Source organism: Acinetobacter sp. CIP 53.82 (assembly GCF_000369465.1).
GTDB lineage: Bacteria > Pseudomonadota > Gammaproteobacteria > Pseudomonadales > Moraxellaceae > Acinetobacter > Acinetobacter indicus.
In genome coordinates, this window is record NZ_KB850046.1 from 874,380 (window position 1) to 890,433 (window position 16,054).

18 protein-coding genes are annotated in these 16,054 nt (G+C 46.8%); 16 read left to right on the plus strand and 2 right to left on the minus strand.

Going from position 1 to position 16,054, the window contains the following annotated elements; all coding sequences use genetic code 11:
- Window positions 1–27: 27 nt before the first annotated feature.
- The 5 genes from leuA (at window position 28) to rdgB (ending at window position 4,882) form a co-directional block, all read left to right on the plus strand.
- Window positions 28–1,725, plus strand: a complete 1,698-nt coding sequence (gene leuA / locus F905_RS09660; RefSeq protein ID WP_005180175.1) for a 2-isopropylmalate synthase — start codon at window positions 28–30, stop codon at window positions 1,723–1,725.
- Window positions 1,726–1,809: 84 nt separating this feature from the next.
- Complete coding sequence (gene metX / locus F905_RS09665) at window positions 1,810–2,970, plus strand: homoserine O-succinyltransferase MetX (protein ID WP_005180176.1); 1,161 nt, start codon at window positions 1,810–1,812, stop codon at window positions 2,968–2,970.
- Window positions 2,970–3,563, plus strand: coding sequence for a methionine biosynthesis protein MetW (metW, locus tag F905_RS09670; protein ID WP_005180178.1), 594 nt, complete (start codon window positions 2,970–2,972; stop codon window positions 3,561–3,563). The genes metX and metW overlap by 1 nt, the downstream gene beginning before the upstream one ends.
- Entirely contained in the window at window positions 3,560–4,150 is a 591-nt protein-coding gene (locus F905_RS09675) for a tetratricopeptide repeat protein (RefSeq protein ID WP_005180179.1), read from the plus strand. The genes metW and F905_RS09675 overlap by 4 nt, the downstream gene beginning before the upstream one ends.
- A gap of 105 nt (window positions 4,151–4,255) precedes the next feature.
- Window positions 4,256–4,882, plus strand: a complete 627-nt coding sequence (gene rdgB / locus F905_RS09680) for an RdgB/HAM1 family non-canonical purine NTP pyrophosphatase (RefSeq protein ID WP_005180181.1) — start codon at window positions 4,256–4,258, stop codon at window positions 4,880–4,882.
- Window positions 4,883–5,077: 195 nt separating this feature from the next.
- Here the strand turns inward: rdgB and F905_RS09685 are convergent, their stop codons facing one another.
- Window positions 5,078–5,959, minus strand: a complete 882-nt coding sequence (locus tag F905_RS09685) for an AEC family transporter (protein WP_005180183.1) — start codon at window positions 5,957–5,959, stop codon at window positions 5,078–5,080.
- 161 nt (window positions 5,960–6,120) lie between these two features.
- Between F905_RS09685 and tatA the strand changes: the two genes are divergently transcribed.
- The 4 genes from tatA to F905_RS09705 all read left to right on the plus strand — a co-directional run bounded on the left by tatA (window position 6,121) and on the right by F905_RS09705 (window position 10,017).
- Entirely contained in the window at window positions 6,121–6,345 is a 225-nt protein-coding gene (tatA, locus tag F905_RS09690; protein WP_005180185.1) for a Sec-independent protein translocase subunit TatA, read from the plus strand.
- A 19-nt stretch (window positions 6,346–6,364) separates the two neighbouring features.
- Window positions 6,365–6,811 (plus strand): Sec-independent protein translocase protein TatB, encoded by a 447-nt coding sequence (tatB, locus tag F905_RS09695; RefSeq protein WP_005180187.1) that lies wholly within the window; start codon window positions 6,365–6,367, stop codon window positions 6,809–6,811.
- Window positions 6,808–7,590: a twin-arginine translocase subunit TatC gene (gene tatC, locus F905_RS09700; protein ID WP_005180188.1), complete on the plus strand. Its 783-nt coding sequence runs from the start codon at window positions 6,808–6,810 to the stop codon at window positions 7,588–7,590. The genes tatB and tatC overlap by 4 nt, the downstream gene beginning before the upstream one ends.
- A 180-nt stretch (window positions 7,591–7,770) precedes the next feature.
- Window positions 7,771–10,017: a PhoX family protein gene (locus tag F905_RS09705; protein ID WP_005180190.1), complete on the plus strand. Its 2,247-nt coding sequence runs from the start codon at window positions 7,771–7,773 to the stop codon at window positions 10,015–10,017.
- Window positions 10,018–10,074: 57 nt separating this feature from the next.
- Here the strand turns inward: F905_RS09705 and F905_RS09710 are convergent, their stop codons facing one another.
- Window positions 10,075–10,857 (minus strand): NRDE family protein, encoded by a 783-nt coding sequence (locus F905_RS09710; RefSeq protein WP_034598231.1) that lies wholly within the window; start codon window positions 10,855–10,857, stop codon window positions 10,075–10,077.
- A gap of 94 nt (window positions 10,858–10,951) precedes the next feature.
- On the opposite strand from F905_RS09710, the gene lgt reads away from it, so the two are divergent.
- From lgt to F905_RS09745, 7 genes are all read left to right on the plus strand, one after another.
- Window positions 10,952–11,761, plus strand: coding sequence for a prolipoprotein diacylglyceryl transferase (gene lgt, locus F905_RS09715; RefSeq protein WP_005180193.1), 810 nt, complete (start codon window positions 10,952–10,954; stop codon window positions 11,759–11,761).
- Window positions 11,762–11,844: 83 nt separating this feature from the next.
- Complete coding sequence (locus tag F905_RS09720) at window positions 11,845–12,222, plus strand: hypothetical protein (protein WP_005180195.1); 378 nt, start codon at window positions 11,845–11,847, stop codon at window positions 12,220–12,222.
- Complete coding sequence (locus F905_RS09725; protein WP_005180197.1) at window positions 12,223–12,597, plus strand: hypothetical protein; 375 nt, start codon at window positions 12,223–12,225, stop codon at window positions 12,595–12,597.
- 184 nt (window positions 12,598–12,781) lie between these two features.
- Window positions 12,782–13,273: a lipocalin family protein gene (locus F905_RS09730; RefSeq protein WP_005180198.1), complete on the plus strand. Its 492-nt coding sequence runs from the start codon at window positions 12,782–12,784 to the stop codon at window positions 13,271–13,273.
- Window positions 13,274–13,474: 201 nt separating this feature from the next.
- Window positions 13,475–14,317, plus strand: a complete 843-nt coding sequence (gene thyA, locus F905_RS09735) for a thymidylate synthase (protein WP_005180203.1) — start codon at window positions 13,475–13,477, stop codon at window positions 14,315–14,317.
- A gap of 100 nt (window positions 14,318–14,417) precedes the next feature.
- A complete protein-coding gene (locus F905_RS09740; protein ID WP_005180205.1) occupies window positions 14,418–14,930 on the plus strand; it encodes a dihydrofolate reductase in 513 nt (170 codons plus the stop codon).
- Window positions 14,931–14,959: 29 nt separating this feature from the next.
- Window positions 14,960–16,030, plus strand: a complete 1,071-nt coding sequence (locus F905_RS09745) for an Lnb N-terminal periplasmic domain-containing protein (protein WP_005180207.1) — start codon at window positions 14,960–14,962, stop codon at window positions 16,028–16,030.
- The last annotated feature ends 24 nt before the right edge of the window (window positions 16,031–16,054 follow it).

Consider the following 16,054-nt stretch of genomic DNA (forward strand, 5'->3'; position numbering starts at 1 on the left):
AACCCATGCTTCACAAGGAGTTACCTCATGATGTTGGCTGATCCAAGTAAAAAATATCGTCGCATGTATCAACGTGTTGACTTGCCAGACCGTCAATGGCCGAACAACGAAATTACAAAAGCGCCTATCTGGATGAGCACCGACCTGCGTGATGGTAACCAGGCAATTTTCGAACCAATGAGCATTGAACAGAAGTTCAAAATGTTCCAGATGTTGGTGAAAATTGGCTTTAAGCATATTGAAATTGGCTTCCCGTCTGCTTCACAAATTGACTTCGATTTCACCCGTAAATTGATTGAAGAAAACCACATTCCAGATGATGTGTATATCGAGGTTTTGGTTCAGGCACGTGACCATTTGATTCAGCGTACCTTTGAAGCATTGGAAGGTGCAAAACGCGCGATTGTACATATCTATAACTCCAACTCGCCAACCTTCCGTCAAAAAGTCTTGAATGTTGATGTCGCGGGTGCCAAACAGTTGGCCATTAACGCTGCTGAAAAAGTGAAAGAATACGCAGCGCAATATCCAGAAACGGACTGGATTTTCCAGTACAGCCCGGAATGTTTCACCGCAACCGAATTGGAAGTGGCTAAAGATGTCTGTGACGCCGTGACTGAAATCTGGGAAGCTTCTCCTGAAAACAAAGTCATCTTAAACTTGCCTGCGACTGTAGAAGTTTCGACTCCAAACGTATATGCCGACCAGGTCGAGTGGATGCACCGCAACATCAAACGTCGTGACGGGGTAATCATCTCTGTTCACTGTCATAACGACCGTGGCTGTGGTATTGCTGCCTCTGAATTGGCGATTATGGCCGGTGCTGACCGTGTTGAAGGTTGTGTGTTTGGTAACGGCGAGCGTACCGGTAACGTTGACGTGGCAGCAATTGCCTTGAACATGTACACCCAGGGCGTGGCACCAGAATTGGATTTCTCTAACATCAACGAAATTATTGCGACCGTAGAAGAATGTACCGGTTTACCTGTGCATCCACGTCATCCATATGCCGGTGATTTGGTCTTCACGGCGTTCTCGGGTTCACACCAGGATGCGATTAAAAAAGGCTTTGAATACCAGAAAAACGAAGAAATCTGGGATATGCCTTACTTGCCAATCGATCCGAAAGACTTGGGCCGTGACTATGATGCCGTGATTCGGGTGAACTCGCAGTCAGGTAAAGGCGGGATTGCTTACTTGTTAGAATCGAACTACAACGTGGTGTTGCCGCGTCGTGTACAAATCGAGTTCTCGCAAGTGGTGCAGCAAGTGACCGATGAAGAAGGCACTGAAATTTCAGCACAGCAAATCTGGTCATTGTTCCAGCAAACCTATGTCGATGCCAAAGATTCACATTATTCTGCCAAGAGCTATAAATTGTCTGATGACAATGGCAAACAGGTAATTGAACTTGAAGTGGTGGTGAATGGCTCGACACAGCAGTTGCGCGGTGAAGGTAACGGTCCGATCTCGGCCATTTTGGATGCCTTGCAGTTACCAATTGATGTCTTGAACTATGAAGAACGCGGCATCAGCTCGGGTGCCAATGCCAAAGCCTTGGCCTTGGTTGAGTTGCAGGTGAAAGGTACCGGTAAATCTGCCTTTGGTGCCGGGGTGCATGACAACATTGTGACTTCATCCATTGAAGCCATTATTGCCAGCACTAACCGTCTGATTGATCAGGGCGTATTAAGCAAAGAACAATTGGTTGCTGCTGCCGTTTAAGCACATAAAGTACTTTAGAAAGGATACCCCAAGTGGTATCCTTTTTATTTATTCATTCTAAAGATTCTAAGGCGAATTATTCCTGTGTCTTTCCCTGCTAACTCTGTGGGTGTCGTAACGCCACAACAGTTTCAATTTGAAGAGCCGTTAGAGCTGGAATGTGGACGCATTCTGCCACGTTTTGAACTGATGGTTGAAACTTACGGAAGCTTGAATGCCGACAAATCCAATGCCATTTTAATCTGCCATGCCCTGTCCGGGCATCATCATGCGGCGGGCTATCATCATGAAGATGATAAAAAGTCTGGCTGGTGGGACAGCTGTATTGGTCCGGGCAAAGCCATTGATACCTCTAAATTCTTTGTGGTGGCACTGAACAATATTGGTGGCTGTCATGGTTCGACCGGTCCAACCTCACCCAACCCGGAAAATGAAAACCGCCCTTATGGTCCGGATTTCCCGCTGGTAACGGTGCGTGACTGGGTCAAAACCCAGGCCATGCTGTCAGACCGCTTAGGCATTCAAAAATGGTATGCAGTAATTGGCGGTTCTTTGGGGGGCATGCAGGCCTTGCAATGGTCGGTTGATTATCCGGACCGTTTGGAAAAATGTGTGATTATTGCCAGTGCGCCAAAACTCTCGGCACAGAATATTGCCTTTAACGAAGTCGCGCGTCAGTCGATTCTTTCTGATCCTGATTTTCATCATGGCCGTTATCTGGAACATGACAGCTATCCAAAACGTGGCCTGATTCTGGCGCGGATGGTCGGACACATCACCTATCTGTCTGAAGAAGCCATGAAGCAGAAATTTGGCCGTGACCTGAAACTGGGCAAATTCATGTACGGTTTCGATGTCGAGTTTCAGGTGGAAAGCTATTTGCGCTATCAAGGTGAACAGTTCAGCCGTAACTTTGATGCCAACACCTATTTAATTATGACCAAGGCGCTAGATTATTTTGATCCGTCGCGTGAATACGAACAGTCGCTGGTACAGGCTATGGCCCATACCCAATGTCAGTTCCTGGTGATTTCGTTTACCACTGACTGGCGTTTCTCGCCTTCGCGTTCGCAGGAAATTGTCGATGCGCTGATTAGCAACCATAAACCAGTCAGCTATTTAGACATTGATGCGGAACAGGGCCATGACTCCTTCCTGTTCCCGATTCCGTTATATGTCAAATCTTTAAGAGCATTTTTGGGAGGTGCTGAACACCTCAAGGCCACCCCGCAGGAGGCTGTGTAATGCGTATTGATCAGCAACTTGCCGAAAAGTGGATTAAACCCGGTTCCCGCGTTTTAGACCTTGGTTGTGGTGATGGTGAACTGCTGGCCCACATGAGTAAAAAGCACAATATTCGTGCTTACGGCCTGGAAATTGACCAAGAAAAGATTGCAATTGCCGTCAGTCGGGGGTTAAATATCATCCAACAAGACTTAAACCTCGGTTTAAGCCGCTTTGCCGACCAGTCTTTTGACTATGTGGTCATGGCACAAGCCTTGCAAGCTGTAGATGCACCTGACGTATTATTGCGTGATATGGTGCGTGTCGGAAAACAGGCGATTATTACCTTTCCGAACTTTGCCCACTGGAGGACCCGTTCTTTCCTGGCACTGAAAGGAAAAATGCCGGTTTCAGAAGCTTTGCCGTATATGTGGTACAACACCCCAAACATCCACCTCTGTACTTTCCGTGATTTCGAAGCACTCTGTGCTGAAAACAATATCCGTATTATTAATCGACTCGCTGTGAATGGGGATCAACAAGTTAGTTTACTCAGTAAACATATCCCGAATCTGTTTGGTGAAGTCGCAATTTATCGAGTGAGCGCTCTATGAAAAAATTATTATTAAGCACGACGCTACTGGTTGGACTTTTTAGCCTGCAGGCGCATGCAGATTACGTGGCGCCAGGCAGCTCGGTGTCGAGCCAGGCCGCCCAGTATTCGGTGATGGACATTCAGGGTCTGATTAAAGCCGCCAAAGCCGGTCAGGCCGGTGCGCAGTTCTATCTAGCAACCAAATATCTGCATGGCCAAGATGTCGCTAAAGATGAACGTCAGGCTTTTGCCTGGTATAAAGCCGCTGCCGATCAGGGACTGTCTTCAGCCCAATTGAACGTGGGTCGTATGCTGGCTGATGGCATTGGCACCAAAAAAGATGAAGTCCTGGCCCGTCAGTATTTTGAAAAAGCGGCCAGCCGCGGTGATAACCGTGCCAGCTTTAACCTGGCGATGATGGAAGAGAAAAAGAAAAACTATATGGGCGCTTATCAGTGGTATGAGCTGTCTACCCGTGATGGCATGCTCGACAATAAAGTGATTTCTTTATCTGAAGGTAAAAAAACGGCCTTGGCCGCCAACCTGACCCAAGAACAGATTCGTCAGGCACGTGACCGTGCCGACAAATGGATTCAGGCACAATAAGCCAGGTTCAAAAACACTAGCACCTTCGGGTGCTTTTTTCATGCCTGTAGTCTGGTGGTTTTCGGTTAAACTAGCCGGCATGTTTTCAATCATGAGTAATTCGAGATGACTGCACCTGCTTGGCTCTCTCAAGGCACCCTGGTTCTGGCCAGCAATAATAAAGGCAAAATTGCGGAATTTGAAAAACTGTTTGCAGAACTGAATTTACCGGTTGATGTCATCCCGCAAGGCCAGCTCAATATTGAAGATGCCATTGAAGATGGCCTGAGCTTTACTGAAAATGCGATTATTAAAGCGCGTCATGCCTCTAAAATTTCTGGCAAGCCTGCAATTGCTGATGATTCCGGGATTTGCGTACCGGCACTGGGCGGCGCACCGGGAATTTACTCTGCCCGTTATGCTGGCGCACATGGCAATGATGCCGCCAATAATGAAAAACTGCTGGCAGACTTACAGCCTTTACGCAAAGATGGAACAGCGATTGAAGGGATGTTTGTTTGTGTGCTGGCCCTGGTGCAGCATGCCGAAGATCCTTTACCACAAATTTTCCAAGGCATCTGGCAAGGTGAAATTCTGGATGCACCACGTGGTGAAAATGGTTTTGGTTATGATCCACTGTTCTGGTTACCGGAACTGGGGATTTCCAGCGCAGAGATGAGCAAAGAAGAAAAAAATAAGATCAGCCATCGAGGTCAGGCGATGCAGCTGTTTAAAGCAAGTTTGGAGAAGTAACATCATTTTAAAACTCCTCCCTTTGAAAAAGGGAGGCTGGGAGAGATTCTTCTATACATCTTTCTTCTGACGCTAAAATATTGCTCATTTCTACAAAGGGTTTCCGTAAATCCCCCTCTTTAATAAAGAGGGACTTTCAAAAACTTTTATACCCTCTCTCTAACTCTCTCCCAAAGGGAGAGAGAACTTTTTGATTTATAAACCCGGCACCACCGCATGCACCACCACGCCATATACGCCAATCAAAATCGCACTGGCAATCGTTCCTGAGGCAATATATTTGGCAGAATCACCTGTGCCCTGATAATGGGTTTCTAGTGCCACAATATTAGCAGCCGGTGGCAGTAGAAAAAACATCAGCATGACGGCATAAATCAAGGTCTGCTGCGGAATGGGTAAACACCAGTATGCGATGGCACATAGCAACAAGGCCAGCGGAATACGTGCAACCAGTAAAGCCAGGCTGCGCTTTAAGTCAGCCCAGCCAATCCGGACTTTACTCAGCCACATTCCCAGCACGCACATGCCGGCAAAGGTCACCAGTACTTTATTGCTTTGGTAAATCACTTGCACCCGGGTCTGATGTTCAAACTGGCTCACATCCCAAAAAGACAGAATACCCGCTAGACTCAGGGCAATCACCGGCGGTGAAAGCAGCACATTTTTAACAATAAACTTTAATTCTTGCTGGGTCTGGCTCACCGCCATCACCGCACAAACATTGCCAAATAAGGATCCGCCAATATACAGCGCCACAATAATACTGCTGGCCGCAGGTCCAAACAGGGCCAAGGCAAAGGGAAAACCCAGCCAGGCTCCATTTAAATAACTGAAGCACAGTGCGATCAGTTTATCTTTTTGCAAGATATAAAAGACCGCAAAGAAAATGATGGAACTGACCAGACTAAAACCAATCAGCCACAAGCTGCCGTCCTGATAAAACACCATGTTGTAGATAATCAGTAACGGAATAAACAGCCGGGCCAGTAACATCGCTAGCACCGGACGCAACGGCTTTAAATACGCGACCCCGAAGTATCCAATCAGAAATGAAATTAGCGGAAGCAACAGCGCCATGCGGGTACACAGGAAGGCAGAAAAGTGGTGATTATCCTAACATAATTGATGGCACAACATGCTTTTAGCCCATCTGTTGTCTTTGAATCGCAATATTCCTGTCACCTCGCTGTCATCTAGACCTGTTGAGATATGTCTTGAATTAAAAAGAGGTAAATATTATGGCTGGTTTATCGATCTGGCACGTTCTGATTTTTGCAATCGTGGTGATTCTTCTGTTTGGTACATCTAAACTGAAAAACCTGGGTAAAGATGTGGGCGGTGCGGTTAAAGACTTTAAAAAATCAATTAAAGATGATGAAACGACCACTGCGGCCCTAAACGAGCCACGTACCATTGAACATCAAGCAACATCATCTGACGTTAACACGACTGTAAAACAATAATTTTTCAGGTAATTTTGTTATGCTCAATATTGGAATGGCGGAGCTGCTGTTTTTCGGCATCATTGCATTATTGGTGCTGGGTCCAGAAAAGCTGCCTGAAGCTGCACGTTTTGTTGGAAAGTGGTACGGCAAAATTAAACGTACCATCAGCAATGTGCAAAATGATATTGATCGGGAACTTCGACTTTCTGAACTGCGTGAACAGATGCAACAGGAAATGGCACGTATTCAGGAACTTGAGCAAAAAATGCAGTCTCAGATGCATGAGCTAAAACAACAAAAAATATTCGCGGAAGAACAACCGAACCAGACCGCTGCAACGGATAATAAAAATTTGCCGATGCGCTATACCTTTATTGCCCCGCAACCTTCGCTGTTGCTGCGTCCTCAGCATCAACCGCTAACCGCGACTGAAGCTATCCCTCCGACCACATCACAATTTACCGATTATAAGGTGGCTGTATGAGTCAAAGTTCTCCTTCTCAATTGCCAGCGGCGACAGTGGGCGAGCAAGCTGCTTTAGAAGAAATGCCGATCACCAAACATCTGGTGATTCTGCGCAAGCATCTATTTAAAATTGTGGGCCTGGTTATTGCGCTGTTTTTCTGCTTATTGCCTTTTGCCAATCGCACCTATCAGATTTTATCTGAACCGCTGCGTGCGCAGTTGCCGACTTCATCGACCATGATTGCTACCGATGTCACGGCCACCTTTATGGCACCGTTTAAGCTGAACTTTTTTGTGGCGTTGATGATTGCGATGCCGTTTATTATTTATCAGCTGTGGGCTTTCGTAAAACCGGCATTATATGAAAAAGAGAAAAGTCTGGCGCTGCCATTGCTCATAAGCAGTATTGCCCTGTTCTATATTGGGATTTCATTTGCTTACTTTATTGCACTGCCGTCAATTCTGCACTTTTTCATCAGTGTGTCACCGGAAACAGTTGCCCCGATGACCGATATTAATAGTTATCTGACTTTTTGTTTGAAGCTATTTTTGGTGTTCGGATTTACCTTTGAAATTCCGATTATTACCCTATTGCTGATTTTAATTGGTGTGGTTAGTACCCAGCAGCTGGTCGAAAAACGTCGCTTTATTATTGTTGGCTGTTTCTTTGTTTCGATGTTTGTGACCCCACCGGATGCGCTGTCGATGATTATGCTGGCCATTCCAATGTGGATGTTATTCGAATTGGGCTTATTTGCTGGCAAGCTGATTGAGAAGCGTCGGCTGACTGCAGAATAAGTTTTTACAAACCCGATTAAAAAAGAGCAGCTCCGGCTGCTCTTTTTTGTTTTAGTAAACCATTGTTATTATTTAACTTTTTTGAAATATTTTCTTCAAGGTACTGTCATATTCAGCGGGTAGTTTATTTCTAGCTTTTAAGCAGCAACCAAGCCATTAAAGAAAAGCTAGGACTTTTAAATGAACAACGATGAAATGATTCCGTGTCAGGATCTGACCGAAGATAGTAACACTTCAAATAATACGCATTTTCAAACGATTCTTGATCAACATATGAATCGTCGTGGTTTTATTGCAAAAACTACAAGTGGGGCAATGGCATTAGCATTTGCAGCAAGCGTGAGCGGCTGTTCAGATGATGATAATGATTCTGCTAATTCAGGTGAAAATCCAACTACTCCTCCAGACACAACCTCTCCTGACCAGCATGAGTGGAGCGATCTGAACGCCCGCCCGAATAAATTAACCTTTGAACCTGTGAGAAAAAATACAGCGAACTTCTTCAGTGTTCCTGCAGGCTACCAGCTAAAAGTGTTATATGCAGTAGGCGATCCAATTAACCCTACTTATCCAGAAAAAACCGATGCTGAACTACCATCAGGTGCATCTTATCAATTCCGTGCCGGCGATAACCATGATGGTATGAGCTTCTTCGGTATGCATCCAACCAACAAAAACTATGCTGCCAAAGAATCAAAACAAGGCTTGCTGGTATTAAACCATGAGTATCTGCAGCAATCTCAGTTACATACCCCTGTGGGCACGATTTCAGTAGATGGCATCCGCCCTGAAGATCAGGTTTTACGTGAAGTAAATGCTCACGGTGTATCTGTTGTTGAAATTAGCAAAGATGAAAATACCCAAGACGTTAAAATTAATTTAAATTCTGAATTTAACCGTCGTATTACTGCCGCAACTGAAATGGAAATCCGTGGTCCAGCGCGCGGTTCTGATCTGGTTAAAACCCGATTCTCTCAAGACGGTACTTTAACACGTGGTACATTTGCAAACTGCGGTAACGGTTATACACCTTGGGGGACATATCTGACTGCAGAAGAAAACTGGAGCGGTTATTTCGCTCGTCAAGCCAATGACACACGTGCCATTGCAAAAGAAGAAATTGCCTTATCACGTTATGGTCGTGGTGGTGCTAATGCCCGTTCTTCGCAATATTTATGGAATACTCCAGTTGCCGAGTTAACTGGTGACAAAGATCTTTATGATCGTTGGGATATTTCAGTTAAAGGTGAAAACGCGCTAGCAGACTACCGTAATGTCATGAACACTTGTGGCTTTATTGTTGAAATTGACCCGTTTAGCGCAACTGAACGTCCAGTAAAACGTACTGCACTCGGCCGTTTTGCACATGAAGATTGTCGTTGTAGTAACCCGATCCCTGGTCAGCCATTAGCGTTCTATATGGGTGATGATGCGACAGGTGAATATATCTATAAGTTCGTATCAGATGCAGTGTGGGACCCTAAAGATGTAAACGGCGGCTATGCTGCTGGCGACAAATATATGAATAACGGTACATTATATGTTGCCAAGTTCAATGATGATGGTACCGGTGAATGGTTAGAACTGTCGCATAACCAGAATGGCCTCACCTCTGCGAATGCAATCTATCCTTTCTCCGGTCAGGATGATGTCGTTGTTCATGCCCGTCTTGCTGCAGACCACGTTGGTGCAACCAAAATGGACCGCCCAGAATGGGTTGCAGTGAACCCTGAAAATGGCGAAGTTTATGTCACCTTAACCAATAACAGCAGCCGTGGTCGTTCGTATCCAACTGATGCCGCTAACCCACGTAGCTATATTGACTTCAAGGGCACAAGCGCAAGTAGTTCCGGAAACATGAATGGCCATATTATTCGCTTCCGTGAAGAAGGCGACACGGTAGCCGCTACAGCATTTAAATGGGATATCTTCTTATTTGGTGCTGAAGCACGCGCTGAGTCAAACATCAACCTGTCTGGTCTAGACGATATGAACGACTTCTCTAGCCCGGATGGTATGTGGTTTGACCCACGTGGTATCCTTTGGATTCAAACCGATGATGGTCAATATACAGATGAAACCAACTGTATGATGCTTGCAGCACTTCCAGGTTCAGTCGGTGATGGCGGTACCGCGATTGCAGCAAGTACTAAAGCAGGTGGTCAAGAAACAATTGTGGGTGCACAGCTTTCTAATGACCGTGTCCGCCGCTTCCTGGTTGGTCCATCTGGCTGTGAAATTACCGGGGTAACCATTACACCTGACTATAAAGCGATCTTTGTCAATGTTCAGCATCCAGGTGGTGCTTGGCCAGCGAACCAAAGTACCCGCTACAGCGCGTTAGGTAAAGTTCCTCGTTCAGCTACTGTGGTCATCACCCGTAAAGACGGTGGTCCGATTGCAGGTGAGGCACTAGAGCAAGCATAAAACGCTTTCTCTTAAGCATCCTTAAACTTAAAAATACCGGCTTGATGCCGGTATTTTTTATTTCTGTAGTGGAATATTCAGCTCCACGATCTGCCCGGCGGTTTCACCCTGCTGGCTTTTCTCTAACCAGTGCCATTGCTGAGCATTTAATCTTAAAATATTGGAACAGCGTGTACCATACGCCGGACTCTGAATAAAGGTCGACGACAATAACTCTTCCAGCTCGACAGGAATGCCGGTTTCTGGCAATAAATCCGTAATCACCTTGCGTTCATCTTCCAGAATATCCCAGGCAGCATGCTGCAGATCTGCTTCTGGCATCTGGGCTTGCTGTAACATCGGTAAAAATTCCTGGGTAAAGCGTTTACGCAAATGGCCAGTTTTTTCCCAGTGCTCGCCCATTAAGCCATTGGACACTACATATACCCCTTTGGCCAGCACTTGCGGCGCCTCCCCTCGGTTGCTCATATACACCGCCTGTTCCCGGTCGCCGACAAATAAATTAAAGCCGGCATAATCGCACTGGCGCGGCTCCAATGCTTGTGCAAAGCGAATTGGACTTAATTCAGATTCCAGAAAATCCTGAATCAGATGGCCGCGTGAGGTCGGATAATTGTGCTGATCCTGTCCATTACGAAAATTGGTAACAATGGCCCAGCGGCCTCTGGCGGTCACGCCCATCCAGGTGCCACCCGACTGCAAGTCCTGTCCGGCATAAATCGGGCTATTTTCCCAGGCATGCAACGCCGCAGTCGGACGCTGATAAAACTCATCACGGTTTGAAATTAAACATAAAGGCAGCTCATCCAGAACCTGCCAGGCAAAGGCCACAATACACATAATTTCCTGCTCGCTATCTTTACACATTGAATGTACAACATTTTTCATCTTATTCAGCTAAAATCTGTGCAAAACAGAATGACAAGGAACAGGAATGCTGACCTATCCAAATATTGATCCGGTGGCGATATCGCTGGGTCCCTTACAAGTCCACTGGTATGGACTGATGTATTTACTGGCCTTTTTATTTGCCTGGGGTCTGGCCACCTATCGCGCCAAGCAGCGTGGCTGGACGCCGGACATGGTTTCGGACCTGATCTTTTACGGCGCGCTGGGTGTAGTCATTGGCGGCCGTGTCGGTTATGTGTTCTTTTATGGCTTTGAGCAGTTTCTGGCTAACCCGGTGTGGCTGTTTCAAGTCTGGACCGGGGGCATGAGTTTCCACGGTGGTTTCCTGGGGGTCATGCTGGCCATGCTGTTCTGGTGCAAAAAATACCAGATGACCTGGTTCCAAACCCTGGACTTTATTGCACCTTGTGTCCCGACCGGGCTGATGTTTGGACGCATCGGCAACTTTATTGGTGGCGAGTTATATGGCCGTCCGGTCAGTGATCCAAACTTTGCACTGGGCATGATTTTCCCGACCGATCCACTACAGCTGGTACGTCATCCATCACAGTTGTATCAGGCGCTGTTTGAAGGGCTGCTGTTATTTATTCTGCTGTGGTGGTTCAGTTCCAAACCGCGTCCACGTATGGCAGTTTCGGCACTGTTCCTGATTGGTTATGGTCTGGCGCGTTTTGTGGTGGAATTCTTCCGCGAACCGGACAATGGTCAGCTATTTATTGCCTGGATGAGTAAAGGCCAATTCCTGAGTCTGCCAATGATTCTGGTCGGTCTCTGGATGATGTGGTACGCCTACCAGAAAAAAATCTATGACTGGGGCCCACAGAAAAATAGTTAAACCGGAGCGAGGCATTGGCCTCGCTTTTTTTATGCCATTTTTGCTAAAGTGCATGCACCCTTGCACAATTCATCTGGTGGGCTATGCTCGAATTCTGGTTTAATCCCAACGTATCCGTACTGCAAAAACTCATGCTGTTTATTCTGATTGCAGTGGTCACCGGCGTTTTATACTGGATGCAACCGCTGGCCTATGATGCCATCCTGATGTTTATGGGCACCGGAATTATTTTTCTGATTTGCCGTTACTGCAAAATTCATTTTGCGGCACAACGTCCCACCGGTTTACTGTATCGCCTGCTGACCTGGATTCCGATTGCCCTGCTGTTGGCACTAATTTTCATGAATATGCAACAGAGTGAAATTTTATTACCGGGCGCACAAGGACTTGGCTTTATGGCTCTGGCAATTTGTCTGTTCTCGCCACTGTCATTGCTGCATCAACATCAGGATCAGGCATAAATGCTCAGTTTCTGGTATTCCGCGCGTTGTCATCGTCAGCTCAAACTGATGATCTGTATTGGTACCTGTCTGCTGATTTATCTGGCCTCGACGCAGGCACAGCTGCCACCGTTTTGGGTCATCCTCAGTCTGATTCTGGGCATGGGCTTACATCTGCTGTATCAATGGAGCAATCGTCGTTCCTGGCCAGAACATCAGCGTAGACTGATGTACGGGGGATTGAATCTGGCACCGCTGCTCCTGCTGGCCGTATTGCTGCTGTTTCTACCGAAAATGCAACTTTGGGCCATGGCCTTGCAAGCACTCGGCTTTATCTTGGTAGGACTGTTTATGGTGTCGATCTACCAGCAACGTGCCAAACGGTTTGACTCCTAAGCTTTATTTTCCTGTCCAATTTTTTGCATTTTAATAACCTGTGTAGCAGTTGCTGCACAGAAAACCGGGCTGAATTTACACTGCATACATGCCGAAACAGGAGCGCTAACAACAATAACCCGAATCCCGTTCAGCCTGCTTAGAATAACTGCAGTCTTTATGAAAATAATTCAGGAAGTTGTTTATGAATTCAGAACTGAACACCATTTCCGGTTTTAACCTGCAACGTTATTTGGGCACCTGGTACGAAATTGCCCGTTTGCCAATGCGCCATGAACCCGAAGACAGTACCGATATTTCCGCCACCTACAGCCTGAATGAAGATAGCAAAGTGCGTGTGCAAAACCGCCGTCTGGATGGTCAGGGTCAACTAGATGAATCGATTGGTGAAGCCACCCCGGTCGATGCTGAACATGGCAAGCTGGAAGTCAGCTTCTTGCCAGAAGGCCTGCGCTGGATTCCGTTTACCAAAGGTGATTACTGGATTTTAAAACTTGATCCGGAGTATCAGACCGCACTGGTCGGTGACCCGAGCCGCAAATACTTATGGTTGCTGCATCGTCATCCACAGCTGGATGAAGCCACACAAAATGAATATCTGGCGCAGGCCAAAAGTCTGGGTTATGACCTGAGTGATCTGATTTACACCCCGCACACCGGCCGGCCAACCGCATAAGCTGCCACTATTTTGCTGAGGCATCTTTTTTAAGATGCCTTTTTTAATGATGATGAATATTCATCTCGGCCCGGCATCAATGTTATGATGGCTGCACTTTTATGTGCTCATTTAAAGCCAAGATCTTCAACACAGCCAGCCTTTTGCGCTGCAATGAAGGTCGACACAGGAGCCACATCACTATTTGATTGAGAGAATTTCATGCGCCAATATCTTGACCTGTTACAACATATCCTTGACCACGGCGGCGACAAAGGCGACCGTACCGGCACGGGAACCCGTTCTGTATTCGGTCATCAGATGCGCTTTGATCTGTCTCAGGGTTTTCCGCTGTTAACCACCAAAAAAGTGCATTTCCGTTCAATTGTGATTGAACTGTTATGGTTCCTGAAAGGTGATACCAACGTTCAGTATCTGCAGGACAACAAAGTTACGATTTGGGATGAATGGTCAACGGCAGAACAGACGGCGCGTTTCGGCCGTCCTGAAGGCGAGCTTGGTCCGGTATATGGCCATCAGTGGCGTAACTTTGGCGCCAGCAAAAATGCCGATAACAGCTATAATCAGGATGGTTTTGACCAGATTTCCTGGCTAATCAATGAGATTAAAACCAACCCGAATTCACGCCGTTTAATTGTATCGGGCTGGAATCCGCAGGAAGCCGGTCAGGTGGCATTACCACCTTGTCATACCCTGTTCCAGTTTTTTGTTCATAACGGCAAACTCTCTTGCCAGCTGTATCAGCGTAGTGCCGATGTCTTCCTGGGTGTACCATTCAATATTGCTAGCTATGCGCTGCTGACCCATATGATTGCCCAGGTATGTGATCTAGAGGTTGGTGATTTTGTCTGGACCGGCGGCGATACCCATTTATATGCCAACCATTTTGAACAAGCACAACTGCAACTCAGTCGTGAACCGCTGGGGCTGTGCCAGCTGAAACTGAACCCGGACGTCAAAGATCTGTTCGCGTTTAAATTTGAAGATATTGAAATTGTCGGTTATGAGTCACATCCGGCAATTAAGGCCCCGGTAGCGGTTTAAAGCCAATTAATTCCGGACAAATGCTCCATCCCCCTTTCATCGAGGGGGATTTTACATTTTAATAGGGTTAATTTTTCGCATGAGATATGGATGAAACAGCATGGCATTTCAAGGTTTAGAAGTTGTACACGTGGTGGCCATGGATCAGCAGCGCTGTATTGGAAAAGCCAATGATTTGCCATGGCATATTTCTGCCGACTTAAAACATTTTAAGGAAATTACCCAGGGCGGCGTGGTAGTGATGGGCCGTAAAACCCTGGAATCAATGGGTCGTGCCTTACCGAAACGTGTCAATTGGGTGATTACCCGAGATCCAAATTGGGCCTTTGAGGGCACCAAAGTCGCCTATTCAATTGAAGAAGCTTTAACTCAGGCCATGGCTGATGTGCAGGCTTCAGAAAAGCCGGACAGTATTTTTATTATTGGCGGTGGTGAAATCTTTAAACAGACCATGGATATTGCCGACCGTCTGGAACTGACCCATGTCGAGCTGGATGTGCAGGGCGATGCACATTATCCGGAAATTCCGGCAGCGTTCCAGAAAGTCAGTGCCGAGCAACATTTGGATGACAAAACTGGCATTGCATTTGAGTTTGCCAGCTACCGAAAATAAAGCTTATTTTTCTGAATGAATTCATCAGCATGCAGACACCCCAACAGCCCGAACTGGCACAGCGTTTGATTCAAGGCAGTTTGCATGGCCTGTTTAGCCTGTTTGTAATTGGCAGCTCGATCTGGCTGGTGCTGATCCTGTGGTTTCAGCAGCCGTTTGGACTGCTGTTTAGCCGGATCCTGATTGGCCTGTGGATTTCCTTTGCCATGAGCATTCTGGGCATCTATATCAGCCGGCATCTGATTAGCCGTAAACTGGATGTGCTGATTTATCTGCTGGTGTTTCTGTGCAGCCAGCTCTGGTATTTTGGCCTGCCACCTCGCCAGGACCGCGACTGGAATCCCGAAGTGGCGCAGCTGTTACATTCCGAGCGTCACGGCGATCAGGTCATTCTGCACAATGTGCGTAACTTTAACTGGCACAGCGATGGTTCCTACGAGCAGCGCTGGGAAAGTCGCCATTATGACCTGAACCAAATTCGGGGCGTCAACATCATCACTTCCTACTGGATGGGACCACAAATTGCCCACACCCTGGTCAGTTTCGATTTTGCCAATGCCGCACCGCTGACTTTTTCGATTGAAATCCGCAAAGAACGCCATGAAGAATTTTCTTCGCTGGGCGGATTCTTCCGCAAATATGAACTGAGTCTGGTGGCAGCGGATGAAAAAGATATTATCTATACCCGCAGTAATATTCGCGGCGAACAGGTCTATTTTTTCCCGCTGAAGATGCCACGGGACATGCAAAAAGCCCTGTTTCTAGAATATCTGGCCAAAGCCGATGAACTGGCACAACAGCCCAAATGGTATAACACCCTGATCAGTAACTGCACCACCCTGGTCTTTGACATGGTGCAGGCAGTATCCAACCAGACCTTGCCCACCGATTATCGCCTGCTAGCTTCGGGTTATTTACCCAATTATTTGTATGATTTACAGGCGCTTGATCAGAGCTTGAGCATTGAAAGCTGGTATCAGCACGCTTATATCAATCCGCGTGTGGAACAGCCGGGCCAGCTGGATAGTGCACAATTTTCAGCACTAATCCGGCAGGGTTTGCCCGCGCCATCCGCTCCTGGCGCTCCGTCAAATCAATGATACAATTTTAACTGGCGATCAAAT